This window comes from Paenibacillus sp. FSL R5-0744 (assembly GCF_037972555.1).
GTDB lineage: Bacteria > Bacillota > Bacilli > Paenibacillales > Paenibacillaceae > Paenibacillus_AQ.
Genome location: NZ_CP150228.1, coordinates 237,909 through 263,337, shown reverse-complemented (window position 1 = coordinate 263,337; position 25,429 = coordinate 237,909). Strand labels below are relative to the sequence as shown.

The 25,429-nt window shown below is 43.7% G+C and carries 23 protein-coding genes; 15 read left to right on the top strand and 8 right to left on the bottom strand.

Annotated features, from left to right (window positions below; translation table 11 throughout):
* Positions 1-2: 2 nt before the first annotated feature.
* Positions 3-233 (top strand): hypothetical protein, encoded by a 231-nt coding sequence (locus tag MKY19_RS01250; protein WP_339799763.1) that lies wholly within the window; start codon positions 3-5, stop codon positions 231-233.
* A gap of 164 nt (positions 234-397) precedes the next feature.
* Here MKY19_RS01250 and MKY19_RS01245 read toward each other — a convergent pair whose 3' ends face one another.
* From MKY19_RS01245 to MKY19_RS01230, 4 genes are all read right to left on the bottom strand, one after another.
* Positions 398-1,429, bottom strand: coding sequence for a LacI family DNA-binding transcriptional regulator (locus tag MKY19_RS01245; RefSeq protein ID WP_339799761.1), 1,032 nt, complete (start codon positions 1,427-1,429; stop codon positions 398-400).
* 100 nt (positions 1,430-1,529) lie between these two features.
* A complete protein-coding gene (locus MKY19_RS01240; RefSeq protein WP_339799759.1) occupies positions 1,530-2,363 on the bottom strand; it encodes a carbohydrate ABC transporter permease in 834 nt (277 codons plus the stop codon).
* Complete coding sequence (locus tag MKY19_RS01235) at positions 2,363-3,205, bottom strand: sugar ABC transporter permease (protein WP_042184126.1); 843 nt, start codon at positions 3,203-3,205, stop codon at positions 2,363-2,365. Before MKY19_RS01235 ends, MKY19_RS01240 begins: the two co-directional genes overlap by 1 nt.
* Before the next feature lie 156 nt (positions 3,206-3,361).
* Positions 3,362-4,744, bottom strand: coding sequence for an ABC transporter substrate-binding protein (locus tag MKY19_RS01230; RefSeq protein ID WP_339268228.1), 1,383 nt, complete (start codon positions 4,742-4,744; stop codon positions 3,362-3,364).
* A gap of 286 nt (positions 4,745-5,030) precedes the next feature.
* Here MKY19_RS01230 and MKY19_RS01225 point away from each other — a divergent pair, with 286 nt between their 5' ends.
* The 3 genes from MKY19_RS01225 to MKY19_RS01215 are packed head-to-tail and all read left to right on the top strand — an operon-like array spanning position 5,031 to position 8,159.
* Positions 5,031-5,681: a hypothetical protein gene (locus MKY19_RS01225; RefSeq protein WP_339799757.1), complete on the top strand. Its 651-nt coding sequence runs from the start codon at positions 5,031-5,033 to the stop codon at positions 5,679-5,681.
* Positions 5,674-6,795: a hypothetical protein gene (locus MKY19_RS01220; RefSeq protein ID WP_339799755.1), complete on the top strand. Its 1,122-nt coding sequence runs from the start codon at positions 5,674-5,676 to the stop codon at positions 6,793-6,795. The genes MKY19_RS01225 and MKY19_RS01220 overlap by 8 nt, the downstream gene beginning before the upstream one ends.
* 8 nt (positions 6,796-6,803) lie before the next feature.
* Entirely contained in the window at positions 6,804-8,159 is a 1,356-nt protein-coding gene (locus MKY19_RS01215) for a Mur ligase family protein (protein ID WP_339799753.1), read from the top strand.
* On the opposite strand, the gene MKY19_RS01210 is transcribed toward MKY19_RS01215, so the two are convergent.
* Entirely contained in the window at positions 8,154-8,951 is a 798-nt protein-coding gene (locus tag MKY19_RS01210) for a hypothetical protein (RefSeq protein WP_339799751.1), read from the bottom strand. The two genes, MKY19_RS01215 and MKY19_RS01210, sit on opposite strands and share 6 nt — an antisense overlap.
* Before the next feature lie 360 nt (positions 8,952-9,311).
* On the opposite strand from MKY19_RS01210, the gene MKY19_RS01205 reads away from it, so the two are divergent.
* From MKY19_RS01205 to MKY19_RS01170, 8 genes are all read left to right on the top strand, one after another.
* A complete protein-coding gene (locus MKY19_RS01205) occupies positions 9,312-10,205 on the top strand; it encodes a sugar ABC transporter permease (protein WP_042184117.1) in 894 nt (297 codons plus the stop codon).
* Complete coding sequence (locus MKY19_RS01200; protein ID WP_042184115.1) at positions 10,202-11,080, top strand: carbohydrate ABC transporter permease; 879 nt, start codon at positions 10,202-10,204, stop codon at positions 11,078-11,080. Before MKY19_RS01205 ends, MKY19_RS01200 begins: the two co-directional genes overlap by 4 nt.
* Positions 11,081-11,133: 53 nt before the next feature.
* The gene (locus MKY19_RS01195) at positions 11,134-12,519 is read left to right on the top strand and encodes a sugar ABC transporter substrate-binding protein (protein ID WP_339799748.1); all 1,386 of its coding nucleotides are present in this window, start codon (positions 11,134-11,136) and stop codon (positions 12,517-12,519) included.
* 133 nt (positions 12,520-12,652) lie between these two features.
* Positions 12,653-13,642, top strand: a complete 990-nt coding sequence (locus tag MKY19_RS01190) for a LacI family DNA-binding transcriptional regulator (protein WP_042184112.1) — start codon at positions 12,653-12,655, stop codon at positions 13,640-13,642.
* Positions 13,643-13,672: 30 nt separating this feature from the next.
* Entirely contained in the window at positions 13,673-14,686 is a 1,014-nt protein-coding gene (locus tag MKY19_RS01185) for a BadF/BadG/BcrA/BcrD ATPase family protein (RefSeq protein WP_339799746.1), read from the top strand.
* Entirely contained in the window at positions 14,634-15,980 is a 1,347-nt protein-coding gene (locus MKY19_RS01180) for a 6-phospho-beta-glucosidase (RefSeq protein WP_339799744.1), read from the top strand. The genes MKY19_RS01185 and MKY19_RS01180 overlap by 53 nt, the downstream gene beginning before the upstream one ends.
* 21 nt (positions 15,981-16,001) lie before the next feature.
* Positions 16,002-17,099, top strand: a complete 1,098-nt coding sequence (locus MKY19_RS01175) for a polysaccharide deacetylase family protein (protein WP_339799742.1) — start codon at positions 16,002-16,004, stop codon at positions 17,097-17,099.
* Positions 17,100-17,323: 224 nt separating this feature from the next.
* On the top strand, positions 17,324-18,298 hold the full coding sequence (locus tag MKY19_RS01170) for a MerR family transcriptional regulator (protein ID WP_262495650.1): 975 nt from the start codon (positions 17,324-17,326) through the stop codon (positions 18,296-18,298).
* Here the strand turns inward: MKY19_RS01170 and MKY19_RS01165 are convergent.
* Positions 18,280-19,758 carry an acetylhydrolase gene (locus tag MKY19_RS01165; RefSeq protein ID WP_339799739.1) on the bottom strand — a complete coding sequence of 493 codons (1,479 nt, stop codon included), beginning with the start codon at positions 19,756-19,758 and terminating at the stop codon, positions 18,280-18,282. The genes MKY19_RS01170 and MKY19_RS01165 overlap by 19 nt on opposite strands.
* 230 nt (positions 19,759-19,988) lie before the next feature.
* Positions 19,989-21,332, bottom strand: coding sequence for a PLP-dependent aminotransferase family protein (locus tag MKY19_RS01160; protein WP_339804096.1), 1,344 nt, complete (start codon positions 21,330-21,332; stop codon positions 19,989-19,991).
* 140 nt (positions 21,333-21,472) lie between these two features.
* Here MKY19_RS01160 and MKY19_RS01155 point away from each other — a divergent pair, with 140 nt between their 5' ends.
* Entirely contained in the window at positions 21,473-22,411 is a 939-nt protein-coding gene (locus MKY19_RS01155) for a DMT family transporter (RefSeq protein WP_339799737.1), read from the top strand.
* Between the two features lie 94 nt (positions 22,412-22,505).
* On the opposite strand, the gene MKY19_RS01150 is transcribed toward MKY19_RS01155, so the two are convergent.
* Complete coding sequence (locus MKY19_RS01150; RefSeq protein WP_339799735.1) at positions 22,506-23,168, bottom strand: hypothetical protein; 663 nt, start codon at positions 23,166-23,168, stop codon at positions 22,506-22,508.
* 158 nt (positions 23,169-23,326) lie between these two features.
* Here MKY19_RS01150 and MKY19_RS01145 point away from each other — a divergent pair, with 158 nt between their 5' ends.
* Together MKY19_RS01145 and MKY19_RS01140 are read left to right on the top strand one after the other, a co-directional pair.
* Complete coding sequence (locus tag MKY19_RS01145; protein WP_339799733.1) at positions 23,327-24,067, top strand: response regulator transcription factor; 741 nt, start codon at positions 23,327-23,329, stop codon at positions 24,065-24,067.
* Positions 24,045-25,412: a HAMP domain-containing sensor histidine kinase gene (locus MKY19_RS01140; protein WP_339799731.1), complete on the top strand. Its 1,368-nt coding sequence runs from the start codon at positions 24,045-24,047 to the stop codon at positions 25,410-25,412. Before MKY19_RS01145 ends, MKY19_RS01140 begins: the two co-directional genes overlap by 23 nt.
* The last annotated feature ends 17 nt before the right edge of the window (positions 25,413-25,429 follow it).

Sequence of the window (25,429 nt, the reverse complement as noted above, 5' to 3'; positions counted from 1 at the left end):
TATTGGATTTAGTAGTGATCCTCATCGTTGTGGCTGTTATTATAGCTGTTGAAGTACCCCTTATGTGGAGGAAAAAATTAATCAAGGAGCTGTGGGTGTTCTCATTTCTTCTGTTGTTGGGAACCTTTTTTGGCGTAATTAACGCATTCCATATCCCAGTCTCTAACCCTTTAGGCTGGATGATATTTATCTATAAACCCGTAGCCGACATGGTAAATGCCTGGTTAACTTAACAATGAGACTAAACCCATTTAACATATCAATCCGAATCCGAGTAAGGTCACCGAATGCGGCGAGAGACCGTGTGATGTTGCTGATTCATTAAGTTTAATCTCCTGCGGCTCTATCTCCCCACCCCGATTCGTAAATAAACATAAACCTATAAAATTTTTTGACACTAAAATATAGATCTCGTAGATTCTCTAACGATTAATTCTGCAGGGAAAATCTGATGCGCATGATTTACCTTCTTATTAATGAGATCAAACAAAATCTTAATCGACGCTTCCGCAATTTCTACTACTGGCTGTTTGATGGTAGTAATAGAAGGATTATAATAGAAGGAAATATCCAGTCCGTCATAACCTGCCACAGAGTAATCTTCAGGAACTCGCTTGCCTGCTTCAAATATGGCTTTACAAGCACCGATGGCCATACTATCTGACAAGGTGAAAATAGCAGTAAACTCTTCCCCTGACTCTAGCAACTCTTTTGTAACCGCATATCCATTTTCCATACTATAGCTGTCAATATTCTCTTTCATCCGCCGTACTAGCCGTTCATTATAAGCTATTCCATGATCAGAAAGAGCCTTTTTATATCCTTCATATCTTAATTTACCGATACTCACATCATCTTCAGGCGCGGTAATAACTGCTATTTTTTCATGTCCCAGATTACATAAATAGTCTACAATTTTATAGCTCTCATTAAAGTCATCTACAGATACGGAGGAATAGTTACTTAGATCAAACTCTTCCGTCATCCCAATCGTGCTGAGGACAAATGGAACCGTCAATTGCTGTAATTTTTCTTGAGAGTGTGAGAATAATCCCCCCAGGAACACAATTCCCTTCAGGCGCTTTTCTTTCTCCAGCTCAATTGCCACTTCGATCTCATCTTGATTCTCATCGACTCGCTGTAGGATAAAGGAGTACTTCTTTCGCTGGATCTCTTTTTCAAATACTTTAATCATCGGGCTGAAAAATGGATTTGATATCCCTTTGATCAATACTGCAATCGTTTTCGAATCGGAACGTTTTAAATTTCTGGCACTGTTATTCGGTACATAATGGTTTTCTTTGATGACCTTCATAACCATCGCTTTTGTTTCTTCATTAATATCCGGATGATTATTTATAGCTCTAGATACTGTAGTCACGCCAACCCCACATAATTTGGCGATATCTATGATAGTCAATCTCTCCATTTCTACCTTTCCTTTACACGTTAAATAAGAAAGTAGGGGATTCTTGAAGAGAAGACTCCACAAGAAAAGCACCCTACTCGCTTCTACATACATATTCTATTTAACCCTTAACGGCTCCTGCAACGACACCTTCGATAATATATTTTTGGCAGGTGAGGTAGAAAATGATGATGGGTACAATAGCTAGAACTAGCATCGCCATCATAGCTCCCATATCAATCGATCCGTATCCACCTTTTAGGTACTGTATCGCAATAGGAATGGTTTTGTATTCAGTACCGATCAGTAGGTCGGGCAACAGGAAGTCATTCCATACCCACATTACATTAAGGATCGCTACGGTTACAGCTATAGGCTTAAGGATGGGCAATACCACTTTAAAGAACGCCTGCGGTGGATTACATCCATCAATCATAACCGCCTCTTCAACCTCCAGTGGGATGGACTTCACAAATCCACTAAACATAAATACCGATAGCCCTGATCCAAATCCCAGATAGATCAAGATTATCCCAATCGGATTGTCGAGATGCAGTACATTGGCTGTCTTAGTCATTGTGAACATAACCATTTGGAACGGTACGATCATCGAGAACACAAATGCGTAATACATCAAGTTCGTGAATTTTGATTTCACCCGAGTAATATACCATGCGGTCATGGAAGTGAATAACACGATTACAGCAACCGAACACACCGTGATAAACAAGGACATTCCAAAAGCACTGAAGAAATCAATCTTCGCTATACCGCTAGTATAGTTCTTCAAACCAACAAAAGTAGTTCCATTAGGGAATAAGAAAGGTGTATCACTAATGTAGAACTTACCTTTAAAGGAGTTCATCAGAACAATAAAGATCGGAGATAAGAACGCAATGGCCAAGACCAACAAAATAGTGAATATGGAATAGTCTTTTGCTCTAGTCTGATGCATTAGTTCTCAACCTCCTTTCTTCTAGTAATGACAAGTTGTACTAAGGCGATTAAGGCTACCAGTGCAAAGAATACGACGGCTTTCGCTTGACCAACACCTTCCCATCCTGTTTTTCCGTAGAAGGTATTGTAGATATCCAGTGCTAACATCGAGGTCTGCTTAGAAGGAGCACCAGCGGTCAACGCTAGGTTTTGGTCAAACAATTTGAATGAATTCGATAACGTTAAGAATAAACAAATGGTAATGGATGGCATTACGAGTGGAATCGTCACATTACGTAAAATCTTTGAACGTGAAGCTCCATCAATTCTTGCGGCTTCTACTATATCCTTAGGCACATTTTGAATACCTGCAACATAGATAATCATCATGTAACCTATCAATTGCCAATTCATAAGGATGATTAATCCCCAAAATCCATAAGTTGCGTCAGAGGTCAAAGTAACTCCAAATTTATACAGAATCCCATTAAAGATCAGCTGCCAGATATACCCTAATACGATACCGCCTATCAAGTTAGGCATGAAAAAAATAGTTCTAAATACGTTAGTCCCTTTTAGCTTTCTAGTTAACAACATCGCCAGTATGAAGGCGAATACATTAATCGTAAGAACAGATAGAACTGTAAACTTAACAGTAAAGCCTAGTGCATTTAGAAATTCTTGATTTGAAAATGCTTTAATGTAATTGCCAAACCCTATCCATTTTGCATCATTAACGGTAGTAAACTCTGTAAAGGATAAATATATACCTAGCAGAAAAGGTACAACAAATGCGATCCCAAAGGCTATTATGGTCGGTAATGCAAAAAGAGCAAAATATTTTCTTATCGATTTTTCCATGGAGTCTTCTCCTATCTCAGGATGGAAAATGATGAAACAGATGAATTCACTCGAATTGTTGCTTAGTGCCACTGAAATTCCAACGGGAATCCAGTGGCACTAAGCTTTTATCTTTATAACAACTGAGAGTTATTCAATCATTTTTCCATGCATTTATTATTTTGCCTTTTCAGCCTTCCAAGTGTCCTTAAAGATGGTTACAACTTCATCCCAGGTTTTATTGCCTTGAGCATATTGCAAGAGCGCATCACCAAAGACATTTTTGAACTCTTCACTTGGGAATGCCGCAAATGTCCAAGCTACGGAAGTCAGATCTTTTTCCATCCAAGCGGATACTTCTTTAGCAAGTGGATCTGCTGGTTTTTCGCTGTCTTCAAACGTGTTGAATGGAGCGATAAAACCTAAGTCGTTCGTTACATAAGCTTTACCTTTTTCACTGGAGAACAGCCATTCCAAGAATGCGATAGAAGCTTGTTGGTTCTCAGCAGAGGCTTTGCTGTTGATTGCCAAATAGTTTTCTGTACCTACAGCCAGACCTTGTTTTTCTTCGCCTTCCATACCTGTGTAGATAGGCAAGAATTTGATGTCCTCAGCTTTAACTACGTTACCATCTACATCATTGATTTGTGACCAAGCCCAGTTACCGTTTTGAACCATCGCTGCGTTACCCAGTGCGAATTCAGCCATGGAGTCCGCTACAGATTTACTACCCAGAAGGGATTCTTTAGTCACAGAGTTTTTGATGTAAAGATCAAAGATGTTTTTGAATTTATCGTTATATTTGAATTCAACTTCCTTAGAAGCTAGACCGGCAAGAACTGTGTTATCAAACTCAGTGTTGTCTTTGAATTCATAGTACAGTGGCAAGTTAGCCAAGTGAGTCTGCCATCTCCATTGTTCACCCGCAGCGAGGGAAGTCGAGGCGAATACACCTTTGATGCCCAGTTGATCTTTTTTAGCGGTCATATCTTCTACTACTGCTTTCAAAGTCTCGAAATTATTGATTTCAGTTGTGGAAGAGATCGAAACAGCTTTGTCAGCTAAAGCAAAGTATTTCTTCATAATGGCGTCGTTGTAGATAATACCGTATCCTTCAACTACGTAAGGGATACCATACACGCCTTCGCCTTCAGTTACAGCCAAGCTTTTGTCGGACAAGTAGCTGTATAGCTTAGTATCCTTCAAATCCAAGGTGTAATCTTTCCAAGCTTGGAAACCAACAGGTCCATTAATTTGGAAGATCGTAGGTGCATCGGACTTAGAAATTTCGGATTTCAATTTGGTTTCGTACGTACCTGCTGCAGCTGTTACGACTTTTACTTTAACGCCTGTCTCCGCTTCGTAATCCTTAGCGATTTTTTCATATATCTCTGCAATTTCAGGCTTGAAGTTTAAAAAGTAAACCGATCCATTTTTACCAGATGAAGCGTTTCCATTATTGGTTGCTGTATTGTTCTCTTTATTCCCACACCCTGCTGCCAAGACTACAACCATAGACATTACCAACATGAGCCCTAGATATTTTTTAATATTCTTCATTTTTCTTCCCCCTCGAACTTTTTATTAAATTACTTCTCTTAAAGACGTCTCCGAGCTTGCTCACCGAGAATAATGTCAGCGTTTTCATTTCACTTAAATATTCTCCGCTCTTTTTCCGGTATCCTTATCGGTAACGTTTTCAATTGAAATATTAGCACACCGTTTGGAACATTTCAATAACCATTTTATTGCAGAAACTCGCCATTACAAATCTTCAAACGTTATAATAGACAAGTATAAACGCCTTCGACTTTCTTATATTTTTAAAATAACTATGAATAGGTGATTGCATATCTTATCTCTGATCGAAAAGTATGAGTTACAATTCTCTAATAATAATTATTTTGGCGATATCGGGGTAGAGCCCTCTTACTCCATTGTAGAAGGTACTCTTCCTGTCCTTGTGTCTGCTCCGCATGCCATTAACCACTATAGAGAACATGCTGTAAAACCTGCAGATATGTATACAGGCTCTCTTGCGCTGCTGTTACAAAAGCTTACCAATTGCTACTGTATCTATTCCAATAGCTTCTCCAAAGAAGACCCCAATTACATCCTTGGCGGAGAATATAAAGCTGCACTTGGAACAATTGTCAAAGAACATCAAATTAACTTTGTTATAGACTTGCATGGTGCCTCTAAGGATAGGGAATTTGATATTGATTTAGGTACATTACACGGAGCTTCCATACAAGAAAATAACATAAATGAAGTCGTACGTATTTTTTTCAATAATGGTATTACCAATGTTCATCAAAACCATACATTTTCTGCATCTCATCTGGGAACGGTCACATCGTATTCCGCCAAAGAGCTGTTAGTTCAAAGTATTCAAATTGAAATTAATCGAAATTATCGTAACCCGAAATCATTTGATTTATTCCAAAAAACCATTCATTCCCTCGAACAAATCATCAATCAATTGGGAGGTGCCTAACATAAATATCGAGCAGACCTTCACCCTATTGAACAAACAAAGCTATACTGCCCGGGAAGAACTCACGATGAACCCCGATGAGCTGGCTGAATTAGGCTTAGTCCACCATATCTTTGTCGAGCTTAAAGCAGAGAATGATGCTCAGGTTAGCTGTTTGCTTTTATCTAAAAGTGATATCCCTAGAGGCAGTATTCAATTATCTAAAAGAGCAAAGGACAAGCTAGGAGATTGCCCCATAACAGGATTAACCATTACTAAACCTGAGTACAACACGATTTTTCGGGGAATTCCTAAAGTGGACGAGATTGCCAAACCTTATGTCAAAGCTTGTCCAACGCTCGTCCGCAAGTATTCGAACCATGTAGAGCTGATTAATCCTAAGAATGGCTTTCGGGTAAACTTAACGTTAAAAGAGGATGACACAGCCAAGCCGAATGCACTATATTTCAACAGATATATCATGTTGTTACTTGAGACTCATGCCACTGAGGATGATCAACTAATTATTACCCGTGCAAGAACAAGTCCTCAGTCCAAGCCAGGCATACATAAACTTATACATATGGGAATCAAACATCCCTTAACCGCATTAGGAAATCTTTTTATTGGCAAAAGAGAGCTTACGCTAAGAGTAGGACATCCCTACCCTTTTGATGAGCACCAAAATCTATGCCGAATTCACCCCAATGTTAGAAAGCTACTGGGCATGGAAGAGACCGATAAAATCGTCATCACCTATAACAACAAAGAAATCACCGTCCCCATCTTAGATATAGACACTGAGCATATTGCCCAGTTGATCAAGCTAAATGAGGAGGATGATCAGCTCAAATTTATCGACAGCCACTTATTTATAGGAATCACCGCTTTGTCACGAAATCAACTAGAAATCCCCAGTATCGGCACATCGGTCACCGTAAAGAGAAGCATGAACTCCCTATTCTTAAAACACTTAAACAAGCTGGTCTTGCCTGTAATTGCTCTATTGTTTACAGTAGTACAGTTGTATAAGGATTTGAGCTGGAGCATCGCTCTGACCGTTGCTATTTCTCTGATACTACTTCCGATAATCATCTACACGACGCTATCTGAAGAACGAGCAAAAATTAACTAAATGGAGCGATGATCGTGGAATTCACTTCACAAGCCCAGGTAGAAGATATGATCTACAGCTCTTATCTAAGAGCCATTAACAACATCACAGAAACTTTGGATGGACAAGTTAGACGACCGGAATTAACCAGAGAATTGCTGGATCTAGTCGGAAATCCGGATCGAGATCAACAATACATACTAGTCACAGGCAGTAAAGGTAAGGGCTCCACCTCAAGGTTTATCTCTTCTTTGTTAAGTCACCTAGGCTATAAAGTGGGCTTGTTTACCTCCCCTCATCTGGTTGATTTCAACGAAAGAATACGGATTGACGGGCGGGCCATATCCACAGAGGATTTTGTACGATTAGGAAATGTGGTTCGTGAGGGATTTCAAACGATTGAAGATCAGCTTGCCGCTGATGAGTATCAAGGTCCTGTTGGGGTGGGTCTGGCGATTGCGACGTTGTACTTCAAGGAGAATCATACCGATTTCAATGTAATTGAATGTGGAAGAGGCGGAAGGTTTGATGACACGAATGTCCTGAAGAATAATTGGGCTGTCATTACTCCGATTATGGAGGAACATGTAGCTAATTTGGGACCTGACCTGAACAACATTACACTACATAAACTGGGCATCGTCAAAAACAAGGCTACTAACGTCTATATCAGCAAACAGAAATCGAGCGTACTTGCGACTATAAAAGCGAACCTCACTTCCAACGCTGTGCAGTATTATGAGGAGCAGTTCCGGGCTGACTCTATTGCAATAACATCCGTTGGAACTACTTTTAATGTTCAGACAAATCAAGCGGTTTACCCGTCCTTAACGATTCCGTTATTGGGGCAATTTCAAGCTCTAAATGCAGCCACTGCAGTCGCACTATGTGAGGATATTACAAGTGGTCCTCTGAATAGGGAACTCGTTCTCAAATGCTTTGCACAATTACAATGGCCGGGTCGCTGTGAAGTGATCTGCCATGATCCATTAACGATAATTGACGGAGCAATTCATAAAGAATCGGCACGCTATTTGGCTGAGCTTATTCAACTTGTGAATCCTGACCGCAGCCGAGCTGTAGCTTCAATTATCGGTGTCCCAAAAGATAAAGATTACCCAGGGGTTATCGAAGTGATGAGTTCGGTCTCGGATCAATTAATCATCACAAAGCCCGATATTAGTCATCTTTCTTTTCCTACAGATGCACTCCATGTTGCCAACCGATTTATCGAACAAAGTTACGAGTTCCCCTATTTAGAGGACGCTCTAACGCACATACAAACCGGCTCGTCTTCCGAGATTATTGTAATTGTCGGCACGCAAACCTTTATCGGAAATGCCAAAAGATTATTCGGACAATCGCTTCTCGATATCGGCTTATAGCTTCTCAAAGCGCTGAAGAATGACTTCCTGATAAAGATCAGATAGAGCTGGCACTTCACTTGGATTCTGCTTACAATACTCATCTAGCATAACCTTATGATTCACTTCGATCACCCTGAGGCCTTGATCTGTCTCCAAAATATCCACGGAGCAGAAATCAAGGCCCATCGCTTTAGAGGTCTCGGAAGCAAGCGCCGCAAGCGCCGCTCGTTTGGCCTGATCGCTAACCTCAATAGCAACAGCCCCGTTAATCAAATTGTGCTTCCAAGAGCGAACTCTTTTTTTGCCAAGGAATACACGCGCCTGGTGATTAAAAGTTACGATTCTATACTCAATCTCCGCTTCATAATAGGGACCTATTGCCCCATTAAGCTGTAAAGAAAATAATAAATCGAGCTTTTCGTGCAGATCGGCTATCTCATTAATTTTGTACACATGATTTCCCTGTGCCCCGTTATCCTGCTTCATAACTACCACCCCATTGAGCGTTTGGAAATAACGTTCAGCCAATGAATAAGGATTCAAGTTGTTAAATTTGGAGTCAGGATGTGGCAAATAGATATGTTCTACCGCGGGGATATTCGCCTTATGCAAAACGTCATAAGTTAGAGATTTACTCATAGCAATGATCGTAGAAGCACTGTTGTTTAGTCCGATCTCAGCGTCTACCATCACAAATGATTTCAATCCATCCGTAGCTCTATATACGAAATTCGGTGTAACTTCCTCAAAGGTAATCCCTGAGGTTGTAACAGAATGCTGGATCATTTTTAAGTAAGGTCTAGTCGTCATCCAGTTTCCTCATTTCTAACAAAATATGACCAAACCTAATCATAGCATGAGAAATATCAATCGAAAATAACATTATTACGTTATAATTACTATCATCAAAACCTTATAAATCTTTTTCGAGGGACTTTCCAAAAAAAATAACAGGGTTAATGTTATGTTTAGTGACTGATAGCGCTCTTATAGTTAAAAATAAGTATTGATTATTTAGTGATCATCCTCTATGATAAGCTTATCAAGCGAACCAAAAAGTTAAAGCGATTAAACTTTAATCCCAAGGTATCTATTATTATTGCTAATTAATAGTATTAGTACGACCAAAAGTTAAAGCGCTTATACTTTAAAATGAGAGGTTGGTGTGTCATGATCAATCGCGAGAACAGGCGGCAGACTTTCTACATGTATCTGTTCATTTCTCCTTGGATTATCGGCTTCCTAGTATTCGCCCTTTATCCTATCTTATCATCGCTTTACTTCAGCTTTACTGATTATGACATCATACACCCGCCTAAGTTTATCGGGCTCGCTAACTACACAGAGATGTTTCACAATGACCTATTCTGGAAATCGGTGGTTGTCACACTGAGATATACCTTCATCGGTGTACCTATCCAGCTTGTTCTCGGTCTTGGATTTGCGCTATTGCTTCACCAGACCATTCCCCTGCGCGGCTTTTTCCGAACGGCCATGTATTTTCCAAGCATGGTATCCGGCGTGGCCATGTCCCTCCTATGGTACTGGATCTTCAACCCGCAGATCGGGCTCTTCAATTACATCCTTTCCTGGTTCGGTATTCATGGACCGGCTTGGCTGATGAACCCGGACACTGCACTATATGCCTTGATCATCATGACCTTCTGGACAGCAGGCTCAGGAATGATTTTATTCCTCGCAGGTCTGCAAGGCGTACCGGCTAGCTTGATCGAAGCCGCTAACCTTGACGGTGCCGGACGCTTCAGAATTTTCTTGAACATTACCTTACCGATGATCTCTCCCGTGCTGCTTTTTCAACTAATTATGGGACTGATCGATTCCTTCCAAGTCTTTACCCAAGCTTTTGTTATGACTCAAGGAGGTCCAAATTACTCTACCTGGTTCTATGTCTATAATCTCTACACCAGTGCTTTCAAAGAATATCGTGCCGGTTATTCCTCAGCCTTGGCATGGGTGCTCCTCATCGTAGTTATGCTGTGCACCGCACTAATTATGAAATTGTCTAACCGTTATGTTCACTACGAAGGAGGCGGACGCAAATGAGTACAGTCAGAGCGCTAAGCCCCCAGACTAAAGGAACCAAACGCCGCCGGAAAGTGGAGCCTGTTAAGATTTTTAGCTTTATTACTTTAGTAGTTACAACATTTCTGATGCTGCTTCCTTTGTTCTTCATGGTCTCCACTTCACTTAAGTCCAAACGTGAGATGCTGAAGTTCCCACCCACCTTTCTTCCAGAGAGCTGGCAGTGGAGCAATTACACAGAAATATTTGATACCCTGCAGTTCGGTACGCTTTACAAAAATAGTTTAATTATCGCCGGTCTCAGCGTTGTAGGCACCTTGATTTCTTCAGCGCTGGTCGCCTATGGATTCGCCAGATTCAGAGGTAGAGGGAATCAGATATGGTTCATCCTATTGTTGAGCACAATGATGTTGCCTTATCCAGCCATTATGATTCCGCAATTCGTACTCTTTTCACAAATGAACTGGATCGACACCTTCCTACCCTTGATTGTGCCTGCTTTTTTCGGCTCAGCTTATAACATTTTCCTGCTGCGACAATTCTTCTCCACGTTGCCTGAAGAGCTGTTTGATGCCGGACGCATTGATGGATGCGGCGAAATACGGATGTGGGCTACTATAGCACTCCCACTCTCCAAACCCGCCCTTGCAACTGTTGCTATCTTTGCTTTTATCTACAACTGGAACGATCTGCTTACACCGGTGCTTTACCTAAGCTCGTCAGAGAAGTTCACGCTACCCGTCGGGATGGCTTCTCTCACCTCATCGAGATTCCGCATTCCACCTTGGCATTTGCTGATGGTCGCTTCGGTTCTAGCTATGGTTCCTATCGTTACGCTGTTTGCTGTAGCACAGAAACAGTTCGTCGAAGGGATTGTACTTACAGGGATTAAGTAATAATCCGCCACCCGGGCGGCCAAATATACTTGAAATCATGGAGGGTTTAGCTAATGAACAAGAACAGGAAAAGTAGTGCGCTTTTACTTGCAACAACCATGCTTGTTGTTCTGGCATTGTCAGGCTGTAGCGGCGGCAAATCGGCAGGTAACACTCTATCTGAAGGAACTGGTGGCTCGACTAATTCAGGAGGCAAAGCAGAAACGGTAACCATCACCCATTACACAATAGATTCAGAAGACCGGACATTTGTTGAGAAATTAATTCCTGATTTCGAAAAGCAGCACCCGAACATTAAAGTAAAAGTGGAAAAAGCACCTTATGAGCAGTTCGACAGCAAGCTGCAAACGCTAATTGCCGGTGGCAAATCACCCGATGTGACAAGTCACTGGGGTTATGGAGGTTTCGCAGAATACTACAACAAGGATATGCTGCTCGATTTGACCGACCTTTTAAAAGAGGATGGTTTCAAGGCAGCGGATTACAACATCCCAGAGAACCTGATGAACATTTATAAGGTTAAAGATCACACATATGGTATCCCAGTTAATATGTATGTCACCTTGATGCTCTATAACAAAGACATGTTTGATGCTGCCAAACTGACTTACCCAACAAGCGATTATGAAGATAAGAGCTGGACGTTTGAAAAGATGGTCGACCAGGCTAAACAAATGACTCTCGTCTCCGATGATATTGCCAAAACACAATATGGTGTAGACTTCACCTGGTCTGAACGCGATATGCGGCCATTATATTTTGGAGCGCAGCCTTATTCAGAGGATACATGGACGAATGGCGGCGTGCCTTCCGAGACTTATTTTGATTCCCCTGAAGTGATTGCTGCCTACAACAAACTCTTTGATCTCGTCTTCAAAGATAAAGTCTCTCCTTCCTCCGAGTGGAGCAAAAGCGTAGCTGGACAGAACGGTGATCCCTTTGTTGCAGGCAAAATCGGGATGTCTATCGGTGGCTCATGGAACCTTGCAGGTGCGAATGACTTTCCCTTCAAAATCGGCGTAGCCGCTGTACCATGGGGAGGCAACGATAAGGTACGCAGCACACTTTACGTCGATCCGCTGCTGATCTTGAAGGACTCCAAACATCCGAAGGAAGCTTTGGAATGGATCAAATATTTGATCACTACCGAAGTGCAGGAGAAATCCATTGAGCTTAGTGGCGGTAACCCGCCAGTCAACACCGAAGCTGCTGAAGCTTACTATAAACATTTTGATGGCATCGATCCACAAGATATCAAAAATGTCTACGAGGGCGCTGTGAACTATGGCTTCGAATCCTACAACCATTTGATCACCAACTACTCACAAATTAATGACATGTTCATTAATGAATTGCAGCCAGTAGAAACTGGACATAAGACAGTGGAAGAGGTGATGACGACGATTCAGAAAAAAGTTACGGAGATCATTCATCGTTAATATTTGGCAGATATGCCGTCCCTTTAGGGACGGTATACCTGTTTGAAATCATACGTTTAGCGGACAGTCTGCCAACCCTGTATACTAAAGGTAGAAAACAGGATCGGAAAATCTGCCGCGAGGAGAACTAGAGATGAAAGTGAGTATTTTTGATGTAGCCAAAAAATCAGGATTATCGGTTGTAACCGTATCCCGGGTCTTAAATGGGGCCGAATCGGTACGCGAGAATAATCGCCAGAAGGTGCTGGAGGCCATTAAAGAGCTGGATTATCGCCCTAATGCAGCTGCACGCAGTCTGGCAAGCGGTAAGACGGGAATTATCGGGATTATTGTCACAACCCTGCAGGATTCTTTTTTTGACGCAGTGGTCAAAGAGCTGAATGAAGTCTTAGCGATGCATGGTTATTTTTTGGCCATCTCCATCTCAGCAGGCATCGAATCGGATGATAGCCATTATTTAATCCAGGAGGATCGTGTAGACGGTTTGTTTCTACTCTCTCCGATGGAAGAGGATAATTATATTGTGGAATTAAAACGGCGCGGCATTCCCTATGTGCTGATTGATAACCAAAAGCCCGAGAATGACACCTACTCTATCACGATTGACAACTTCAAAGGTGGCTACATGGCTACCAGTCATCTGTTAGCGCTCGGTCATACGTCAATTGCTCATCTATGTGGACAGGAGATGTTCCGTAGTACGCGGGAGCGGCGTGCCGGATTCCTACAAGCGCTTGAGGAAAAAGGTCTTACTCCATTTGAGATTGTACATGGTGATTTCGAAATTGGAATGGGATACGAAACCTGCAAGCGTTGGCTGAACGAAGGACAATTACCTACTGCGGTATTCGCTGGCGATGACAATATCGCCCTTGGCGTCATCAACGCGTTAATGGAAGCTGGCATTCGGGTACCCGAACAAGTAGCTGTGATTGGTTATGATGATCATTATATTGCTTCACAGCTTCATCCATATTTAACAACGATCCGTCAGCCTTCGGACAAAATTGGATTAGCAGCTGCCGAAATGCTCTTAAAGCGTATCTCTGGAAAGATGAAGCGCGGAGCTGGAGTAAAGATTGATCCAGAGTTAATTGTACGGGAATCTACTACTTCCAATTAATTAAATCATATAAACAAGGAGTGACAACCATTGACTTACTACTTGGGGATCGATGGTGGAGGCACCAAAACCTATGCTCTGCTATGCGATGAACATGGCAATGTTCTTGGTAAGGGCAGGAGCGGTAACGGCAACCACCAGACAGGCGCACTTGAGGCAGCCAACAGCATTCGAGAGGCCACATTCGGGGCACTAGATGAGGCTGGACTCCGATTGGAGGACATCCAACATACCTATCTTGGGCTTGCCGGTGCTGACCGAGAGGCCGATTATCTCATTCTCCATCCAATGATTCGCGAGATCGGATTTATCAATTACACCATTAACTGTGACACCATGATCGGATTACGTGCAGGGACGACTCGCCCTTATGGAGTTGCACTAATCTGCGGCACAGGCACCAATTCGGCAGGCAGAAACACGCAAGGAGAGCACTATCAGTGTGGTGGCTTTGACTACATGTACGGTGACTTCGGCGGTGGCGGTGCACTCAACATTGAAGTCTTTCGTTCTGTCATAAGAGCTTGGGATGGACGGGAGCAACCTACCCTCTTGACCGGACTTCTACTCAACTTGCTAGGTTATGAGGAAGTTGCAGATATGTTTAATGATTTCCTCAATCATTGGAAAAGGGTCCCTGTTCATGCTGCTCGTTTGCTTTTCGAAGCAGCAGCTGAAGGAGATGCTGTAGCCTTAGAGATTCTAAATCGGCAAGGCGTTGAGTTAGGGAAGTCCGCTGCTGCAGTCATCCACAAGCTTGGGATGGAGCAGGACACCTTCGATGTGGTTCTGGCGGGAAGTCTGCTAACCCGTGGGGATCGCGGCTGGATTCGCGGACCTATTGAGAAAGCTGTACAAGCCGCAGCTCCACAAGCAACTGTGGTGACTCTTGCCACAGAGCCTGTAGTAGGTGCCGTATGGTCCGCGATGGATCAAGATGGTATGACCCTTAGTAATGAAGCGTATGAGACCATGCGGCAATTTCAAGATTATGAATCGATCCAACAAACAAAAAAGACAGGAGTGGTTGATCTTGGCAACTAATCAAGGATTAAAGATCGCAGTTATCGGTGGGGGTTCTTCGTATACACCCGAATTGGTAGAGGGATTTATTCTTCATTACAAGGAGCTTCCTGTTCGTGAACTATGGCTCGTAGACATCGAACCTGGACTTCGCAAGCTGAATATCGTTGGAAATCTCGCTAAACGCATGGTTGAGAAATCCGGGCTTCCGATTGAAGTTCATCTTACAACAGACCGCCGGAAGGCTATCGAAGGTGCAGACTTCGTCAGCACTCAGATGCGTGTCGGTATGCTTGACGCCCGCGCACGTGATGAATCGATTCCTCTTAAATATGGTGTCATTGGTCAAGAAACGACAGGTCCTGGCGGAATGATGAAAGCACTGCGTACGATCCCTGTCATTCTGGATGTATGCCGGGATATCGAAGAGCTGGCTCCTAACGCATGGCTGCTCAATTTCACCAATCCTGCAGGAATGGTCACTGAGGCTGTTATGAAATACTCCAAAGTAAAGAGTATCGGTCTCTGTAATGCACCTATCGGTCTGATCAAACAAGTATCCTCCAAATATAACGTAGCTGCCGACCGTGTTTATGCCGAATTCGTTGGTCTGAATCACTTACACTGGATTACTCGAATCGACGTTGAAGGTGAAGATAAGCTGGATGATATGCTCACAGAGGGCTACAGTGCCAAGAACGTGCCAGCCCGAGAGTGGAATCCAGAATTCCTAAAATCTCTTCGCGCCGTGCCTTCCTACTATTTGAAATATTTCTATATGACGGATGCCATGCTCGAAGAGCAGATGGAATCGTTTAAGCAAGGTATCAACCGCGCTGAAGTCGTCAAACGCGTAGAAGAAGAGCTATTTGAGCTATACGCCAACTTAGAGCTGAGCGAGAAACCGAAACAGCTAGAACAACGCGGTGGTGCTTTCTATTCAGAAGCAGCAGTTAATCTCATGAGATCGCTCTATAACGGTTCAAACGACATCCAGACCTTGAATGTTGCTAACCGTGGCATACTGGACTTCTTGCCAGATGATGCAAGCATTGAAGTGAACTGTGTTGTCACCAAGAACGGACCACTACCTCTACCACTGACTAAGATTCCACCGATGGCCAAAGGGCTTATTCATGCTGTAAAAACCTACGAGCAGCTGGCCATTGATGCCGCTGTGACCGGTGACCGTGCGCTTGCCCTTCAGGCAATGGTGCATCATCCACTCGTTCCATCTGTAGATGTGGCGGTTCGTATGCTGGATGAAATGCTGGAAGCCAATAAAGAGTTCTTGCCGAACTTTTTTACTAAATAACCATAGAGATGAGGCGTCAATATGTCAGCTAAAGCGGTTTGGAAAGGCGATGTGAACCAAGCCATCTGCGCGTTTACATTTGATGATGGGCCTTCCCAGCTTCCCGTTGAATTATGGCTTGATGTTTTGGAGGAGGAAGGTGCTGTCGGCACCTTTTTCTTCACTGGGGAATGGATGGATCGCTATCCAGAGAAGGCGAGATTGATCCTGTCCCGTGGTCATGTGCTTGCTCCGCATACGTACCATCATCGGCGAATGGCCCAAGTGCCAAAGGCAGTATTCTTAGAGCAATTGAAGCTGACTGAGCTGGCCTATCAGGATGCAACGGGTCTCCCTTCCCCCAATTTCATGCGTTTTCCATATTGCTCATTCCGGGAAGAAAATCTCGAGTGGTTGACAGAATGGGGCGATTATCTAGATATTGAAGGCGTTGACTGCGGAGATTGGTCTGGTATTTCTGCTGAAGAGATCGTTGCCAGAGTTGAACCTACGCTTGAGAATGGAACCATTGTAGTCATGCATAGTAATGATGTTGCAAAAGGTTCACCGGATGCACTGAGAGCACTTATTCGGATCGCCAAGCAAAGAGGCTTGGAAAGTGTCGGCGTACCTGAGATCCTTGGGTCCATTGGCGTAGAAGCAAACCACAGACCCTGGAAAATAGTCGTAGACGTTCCCGCAGAGTTAGATCATCCCTTGGAAAATTGGATCCCTTTAGAAAATAGTAAGCAGCTTGCCGACCTCGCGACCCAGACAACTGAGTGGAACATTCCGCAATATACACTGCATTTCACTTCTGAAAAGGAGTGGCTGGAGCATCTGGAGAGTCCACTAGAAGAGGTTGGAGTGACAGAGGATCGCGAGTTGTTTACCATACGGCAATTTGATGGCAGCTATTGGGGATATGTACGCGCGGGTGTCATAGACAATACCCTTGTATTATTAGATTATGCGGCTAAAGAAGCGCAGGCCGATACCTTGGTGTACTTACTTCGCTGGGCTGCGGATACTTCGATCAGATTGGGACTAACTAAGATTGAAGCCAGACTCAATATTCGTAAAATGAGCGAGATGTGCAGACAGTTAAGCTGGCAGTCAGAGATAGTAGAAGATCAATAAGAGACATCATCTATACTGATAAATAGTTGCGGTAAAAAACAGCGCTCCCCCGTTTTTGGTGGATCGCTGTTTTGCGTTATGGGAATGGTAAACATCCCAGCAGTAAACGCCGTAATCCCAGTTTGCTCTACTATCATCCAAATGTAAGCTCTAATTGAAAGCTGTTGTTCCTTTCAGTACAATCAATTGCAACATCGTATTATTCCATCAGAAGGGGTGATTTCTTGCGTAAAGATACCAAAACCATCGGCGAGGTGGCTAAGCTGCTGGGCACAACCATTAAAACCATCCGTTATTATGACGACATTGATCTTTTGAAACCATCGAGTCACAGCGAAGGTGGACACCGGTTATATACTCCCGAAGATATTTCCCGCCTGCGGCTGATCACAACACTGCGTTATTTGGACTTTGGCATTGACGAGATCCGCCAAGTCATCGCTGGAGAGATTCAGCTCAATACAGCACTCAACTGGCAAATCGAAGCACTGGAGACGCAGGTTAATACGCTGACTAATATGATTTCGATTCTGCGCCAAGCCCAAGCGCATGATTCATCAGGCAATTCCATGGATTACATGAATGAGCTGGCTGACTCCTTGTCCATGAATACCGCTAAACGAAACGAGTTCATCTCCAGCAAAATAGAAGAAATGCAACCGTTCAGTCAATTGCCATCCGAATGGCAGAATACTTTTTTATATTTGTTCAATAAATATATTATCAATGAAGTCAAAGTGACAGCTGGGCAAACCGTAGCTTGGAATGAGCTGCAAGCGCTAATGAATGATGCGCAATACATGGAGGAGCTTGTCCGATTCGAACTGCCCTTCCTCAATATGGTCAGACACCCTCGTGTTCCCGCAGCGTCCTGGATCAGAACGCTGGAGAGTATCCGAGTCCGGGTGGAAGCAGCCCTGCAACACAAATTATCAGCAGACAGCGCTGTTGTACAGGCTATTGTTGAAGATTTTGTGATGCTGTATGCAGATCCAGAGCAGTTCCGCGATAAAGCTGCCTTTTTCCGTCAATATGCTCAATGCATGCACACTGCTCCTACCGAACGGATAGAACGCTTTAATAAACTGTGCTTGCTTCTCAATCCCAAATGGGATGTTATTGTAGAAGGAAATACCTTGCTGATGCAAGGATTACAATGGAAACTCGGGCAGGAGAACTCTCACTCTGCGCCTTGTTGAAGTGTGAACTTCGGATGGTCTCCCAGGTTGATGTTCAAATATTGCAAGGGCTGCCCTTTTAAATAATGGTCAAAAAAATCAAGCGTGTACTCATTAATCAGCTCATGCGTTCCGCTCACATCCACACCCTCCATCCATTTAAACAACGGGGTGAGCAGATATAGATCGGAGAAGCTCATATGAGTGCTTTTTTTGAATGTCATCCAATAGTTTCCACCTGCGGTTACTGGCTCATAACGGGCAAACAGCTCATTATAGTAGGCTGTAATTTCTTCTCTGTTCGTCCCAAGCGCGGTGATTTCTGCATCAGTGGTTTGGTCTACTCCTTTTAATGTGTCATCGGCACTCATGAGCAGAAAAGGCTTCTTTAGGCCGTCTGTAGGAATCCGCTTTTCACCGTAAAGTACCCCATCCATATCGATGCCTGCTTGTATTCTCTGATCATCCAGCAGCATTTGCACCGTCGTGGCTCCCCCAAAGGAATGCCCGAACATGCCCATATGTTCAAGATCGATCCGGTCAGTAAACAGACCACTAGGGTCGTTCGCAGACAAGGCCTCCATTCGATTAAGCACAAACTTCGCATCTTCTACCCAAACTTCATTACGCCGATCCATAAAAGAATACTTCATTTGCTCATAGCCCATTTTTCCTTCTGAATCAAACTTCACCACAGGCTTATCTGGAAATACCGAAGCCACGCTGCTATAAGCATGTTCAATCCCTACGACAATATAACCGTGACTTGCCAATTGCTCGACTTGAAACATGTTCTGATTCTTGTAGCCCATAAATCCATGCGAAAATAGAAGCACAGGATATTTAGATTCTGTATCCGCTAATCCGGCATTCGCAATAGCATGGGTGTTGACCAGCTTAAACCCTGAGAATAAAAACTCCGGCAGGTGCAAAAATTCATGCAATCCCTCTATATAGGGAGCAGGATCAGATAAATAGGGCGCCTTTTTTCCAGTAGCCTCCGAACTTGCCGGATACCAGATTTGCACCGCTAATTCGCGGGAATCACCGGATGTTTTCGTAAATTTTTCTTCTCTTGCAGAATCGGTCCAATGGTAGGTAATGGTTCCTATCTTGTAAGGACCTGTGGGCTCCGCAAAAGAAAATACAGGGAATAGGAGCGGCAGCGCAATGGACACAGCAGCATAAACCGCTCCAACTCCTCCAATAATTAGTGTCTTCCAGCGCTGTCGCGACTTTCTTTCTATCCTTGCTGTGGATCGGAAGAAAGGTCTTACCCCTCCTACAATCGCCCATAGTGTGACCAGATACATTGGGATCATCGGCCACCGCAATCCTTCCACGAAAGCGTGGACAAGCAGTAAAACAGTAGAAATTCCGCCGCCTATCAGCCACCCGCGTTGTGATTTAGGGCGTCCTAGCATTAACCCACCCAACATCCATACATTAAATAAGACAAGCATGATCTCAATCCATCTCATAATCTATAATCCTCCTTGGATTTCTCTTCTGGCCGCCGACCTGAACCAAGTATAAAACCTCCTGTTAGAGGAGAATCAAACACCTATTTAATTCACTGAATGGAGGATAGAGAAAAACTATGGGTTACGAGAAATGAGGATTGGGGCATAATTGAGGGGAAGATAACAGCTTGGAGGTCGCCTCTCAACTGATGGATCTTATTAAGATAGAACATTCATAAGATGCTACTTCAGCGTATTTCTCGAATCACCTGTGCAATGCCAGAAGAAATATCAGGCTCTTTTACACTAGATACGTTGAGCTTTAGAATTCTCTCTTTTTTCGCAAAATAGGAAAGGTAACCGCTATCCGCCATCTCCACTCGAATGAACTTTTTTTGCAGCCGTTTGATCATCTGCTCTGCTCTAATACCATCCTCCAATTTCAGATACGTATGCACGCCTAGCTGACTAGCTGGAACATAGGAATAATGCTGTTCGGACGCTGCATTTGCCTCCCTCATAATCGAATCATGGAGGAGCATGGATCTTTTTCCGTAGCAGGAACGCATCTTTTTTCGGTGGCGCTCGAACATTCCACTTTTTAAATACAACTCCAAGGCAGCTTGTGACAGCATAGAACTATCTATATCCATCAGTCTTTTGAATCGGTTAAAGGACTCACAGAGCACCTCAGGAAGTACAGCCACACCAACGCGCAGACCTGGGAATATAATCTTGGAGAAGCTTTTTAAATAGATAACGTGTGATGTATTGTCATAGGCATAAATCGGATCTTGCTTCGTATCCTGCTCCAGATCTGCCATGTAGTCATCCTCAACGATATACACATCGTATTTAGCTGCAAGCTGGGCGATCGCCTTCTTCTGGTTGCGGGTATAGGAAACGCCAAGCGGATTATGAAACCGCGGCACGGTATAGAAGAACTTGAAATCGCCCGTCTTAAATAACCGCTCTAATTCATTCAAATCTACCCCGTCATCCGAACGCTGTATCCCCTCTGTCTCGATGTCGTACGTCTTCAAATACTCCATAAACAGTGGGTAACTCGGCTGTTCAATCAACACACGCTCCCTGCCATTCGGAAAAGGAATACGGGTTAAGAGTCCAAGTGCTTGCTGCACACCAGAGGTGATAAAAATCTGTTTGGAATCAGCAAATACCTGATAAGAGGCCAGTTGCCGCTGCATTTCACGGATCAGAGACGGCAACCCTTGCGGCGTTCCATAGATAAACAAATCCTTACGGTACATATCGATCGCCTTATTAATACAATGTTGAAAATCTAGATACGGAAAAATATCCGGGTCCGGTGCAGATGCTGTAAAATCAATCCAGTGCGCGCCCTCTTCTTTTCGCTCCCCACTGCGTTTCATGACATAATATCCACTCTTTGACGCGGCATAGATTAGATGTTTGTCCTGAAGGTCTTGGAGTGCTCGAATAACCGTGCTCTTATTGCAGTCATAACGTAGCGCTAGCTCTCGAATAGAAGGTAACTTGTCGCCCTCACGATATGTATCTTCAGCGATTTGTAATTCTAGATCGTTGATTAACTCCGAATACTTATATATGCCCTCCACCTACCTCCGAGTCTATTTTGTACCGGTACAGATGAACAATAATTACATTGTAGCATAGCTGTTCTAGCCTTAGAATAAAGAGCATAACAGGACCGGTCCTAAATGCGCGCAACACTTTGGAGGTCTTATAGATGAATACATCTTCTACTCAAAAAGCGATAGTAGCTGCTGTCTTGAATGCTATTATTGTCGGGTTTTCTTTTATATTTGTAAAAATGGCTTTAACCGTCTCGGACCCATTCGATACGTTAGCTCACCGCTTCACGTTATCTTTCCTTGCCGCTTCATTATTTACTTTTCCAGGATGGGGGCGGGTGAAGTTTGGTATTTCCAAGGCAGCAGTGGTAATCCCACTTGCTCTACTATACCCATCGTTGTACTTTACACTTCAAGCCTTTGGACTTCTGCATACAACATCTGCTGTAGCGGGTATTATTCAGGCGACCATGCCCATCTTTACCATCATTTTAGCAGCGATGTTCTTGAAAGAAACTACAAGCGGATTCCAGAAGATCTCCACCTTAATCTCGGTTGCAGGCATCATTCTTATCTTTGCCATTCCGGGCGTGAGTATTTCTTCCTCTAGTCTGTGGGGCGTCTTACTCATCCTTATCTCAGCGCTATCCCTTGCCGGCTATAATGTTGCGGCCCGAAAGCTGACACGAACTTGGAGTCCTAAAGAGCTCACTTATATGATTACTTTATTTGGATTTATATTTTTTAATGGATTGTCGATCATTAAACATGGTTCGGCAGGAACCTTGAATCAATATTTCACACCTTTTCAGGAGCCAAAATTCATATTCTCCATGATTTATCTCGGTGTGCTATCTTCCCTCGTGACCTCCTTCCTCTCCAACTATGCTTTATCCCGAATGGAGGCTTCACGCGTGAGTATCTTCGGCAGTCTTTCGACAGTTGTCTCTATTCTTGGTGGTGTACTCCTACTGAATGAACAGCTGGAATGGTATCATTGGACCGGCACGGTGATGATCATTGCCGGGGTGATCGGAGTGAATTGGCGGAAAAGGGCAAGGGTTCAAGCAAAACGCGAGATTGGGTTGGACTAGATACATTTACGTAACAAAAAGACACCCCTCGAGGTGTCTTTTTGCTTTTACCTTTTCATTCTCTCTATTCTGTATCAAGCTGCGGTTATCACTGTTACTTCGACGTTTCTAACGCCTTGATTTTCTCTTTATATTGATCCAATAGTTTAGTTAAAGCTTCCTTAATCACAGTGGAATCTTTGGTTTTAGCCGCGCTATTCAGATCCTCTTGGGCTTTGAAGAAGGCTTTATCAGCCTCACTAAGTTCTTGAATTGAAATCGTAGCTCCAGTCGCTTCTACAGCCGCAATTGCCGCTACACCTTTAATTGAAGTAGAGACAACACTCTCCATCTTCTGAGCTTCAGGTAATTGGATATCAACGCTGCGACCCGCTTCAATGTAACTCACGGGCAGAGCTTCAGCTGATCCAATCTCTTTCGATAATTGAACTCCCTCCGCCTGCTCAGAAGGTACAAGCTCAGAAACTGCGGTAATGCTAAATCCAGCAGCCTTATAATATTGATCCAAGGTCTTCTTCCAGTCTTCCAGGGTATTAGGTGCGTATGTTTTAGCCAGTTCCAGGGGATCTACCCAATCAAAGCTTATTAAGCTTGCAGAAAGTGATCCACTATTTGCTGGAGTACCCACGGCTGCTGCTGTTGTCTTCGCACTTTGATCGTTTGCTCCACTAGCTGCGTTCACTGCAGTCGGTGCGGCAACTGCGGACACCAGTAGGGCGGACAACGCTAACTTTTTAAATATCATTTGTTGATTCATAAATACAACACTCCTCGTCGATTTGAATGATCTTACAAGTCCAAGCTTACAAAATGGGTGTGGCATAACATTGGTTAATTTGTGGAAAAACGATGGCAGACCCCTATACCCACCTATGGATTGATATAATTGCAGAAGAATACTCTGGAGGTAACGAAATGAATACCAACTATCTCATTGCCGTAGTAGACGATGATCAGCATATACGTAATCTTGTAGAAGCCTATTTACAAAAAGAAAATTACCGCACGATCGGCCTTGGCAGCGCTGAGGAAGCATGGACCTTATGGCAGACAAGCCCACCCGATATGTGGGTGCTCGACGTAATGTTGCCTGGCATGGACGGGTACGAGTTTTGTCGGCGGATCCGCAATGAAGCCGAGGTACCGATTATTATGATCTCCGCAAGAGATAATGAAGTGGATAAAATATTAGGCTTAGAGCTTGGCAGTGATGATTATCTGGTCAAGCCATTTAGCCCCCGGGAGCTAGTTGCTCGCATTAAACGCCAGTTACAACGCTGGTATAAAATGAGTAATCCCGTGGAACCCGCAATTAGTGCCCCACACCCATCGACGCAAATTGAAGTTAGCCACCTACAGTTATTATTGGAGGAAAGACGTGTGTTCTGGCACGGAAATGAAATTGAACTTACCAGCAAAGAATTCACCCTTCTAAAAGTTTTTGCAGCTTCTCCAAACCGCGCATTTACAAGAGATGAGCTGTTAACCTATGTTTGGGGAGATGACTATTTCGGGAGCGACCGCGCCGTGGACCATTTAATTAAACGAATGCGGAAAAAACTAGACCTGCTGCCGATTGAAGCCGTTTGGGGACATGGCTATCGTATGCGTATTGAGGAGGGAATGGAGATCAATGAAGCTAGCACATCAGATTAATATAGCCTTTAGCATCGTATTGGTACTGCTCCTGTCTATTACCGCTGTCGTGATCCACTTTGTACTGCTCAATCATTTTGTCGGTACACAAAAGGCAGAATTGCGAACCATTAGCTCTGCCATGTCAGCCACTATGATTGAGGGAAGCACGTACAAGGGCGACATGGGGACTGAACTCCATGCGTTACCCGTGATCATGCCTTCTACTGTTGGTACTGCAGGCGTCGAGGCCATTCTTAGCGATGAGACAGGAAAAGTATTGTCCACCTCATCGAACATGAGTTCAATCGCGGTAAACTCCAATACGCAGTTTGTCGCAGGTCAAACCTCGGATCTCCAGAACATATGGAATGGAACAGATGCAAGATATATAACGGAAGTGAAGTCCACCCCGATAGGCACGCTAACTCTGCTTACACCTATGAGCGCAGTTACAACAATTGAACAAGCTCTGCTCAAAAGACTTCTAATCGTTTTCGGTGCAGCAGGGGCATTCATGCTCCTATTTGGTCTTTTTATCACGAAAAAGCTAATTCAACCACTAATGAAGCTGCAGCAAGAGCTGAAAAAGGTAAAGGAACGCCACTTTTCAGATGTTAAGCTAATCAAAGCTGGGGGAGAGATTGGCGCTGTTGCTAAGTCGGTATATGACATGGCTGGCGAATTGAATCGTTTTAACCACGTACAGAAGCAATTTTTCCAGAATGCCTCACATGAATTAAAGACCCCACTAATGTCTATCTCTGGGTATGCTGAAGGGATTAAGGATGGTATCTTCGAGGGGGAAGGGATCGATAAAGGTCTGGATATTATCATGAGTGAGAGTAGTCGTCTGAAGAAGCTCGTTACTGAAATGACCCTGCTTGCGAAGCTGGATAGTGAGGAGGATATATTTAGAACTAGCGAGCTTTCTCTGGACGATTTAGTCATAGAAACAATTGAACGCATGAACCCCCTTTTGATGAAAAAGGGGCTGACTCTACATGTATCCTACGATGACTGCGAGCCACTTACGATCCGGGCCGATAGAGATAAGCTATTACAGGCGCTGCTTAATGTAGTTTCCAATGCCACTCGTTATGCTAACCAGCATATCTACATTCATGCTTCGGTTAAAGATGATCAGGTTCTGCTCTCCGTTAGTGATGATGGCCCTGGCATATCAGAAGATCTGCTTCCATACCTTTTCCACCGGTTTGTAAAAGGAAAAGATGGCGAATCAGGGCTAGGACTAGCCATATCCCGTGCGATCGTTGAGCGCTCCGGAGGTCTGATTTCGGCAGGGAACCGTAAGGATGGCGGTGCAGTGATCACCATGGGATTCCCTACACTCTCCCCTACCTAGACAGTTTTATGTCGAGC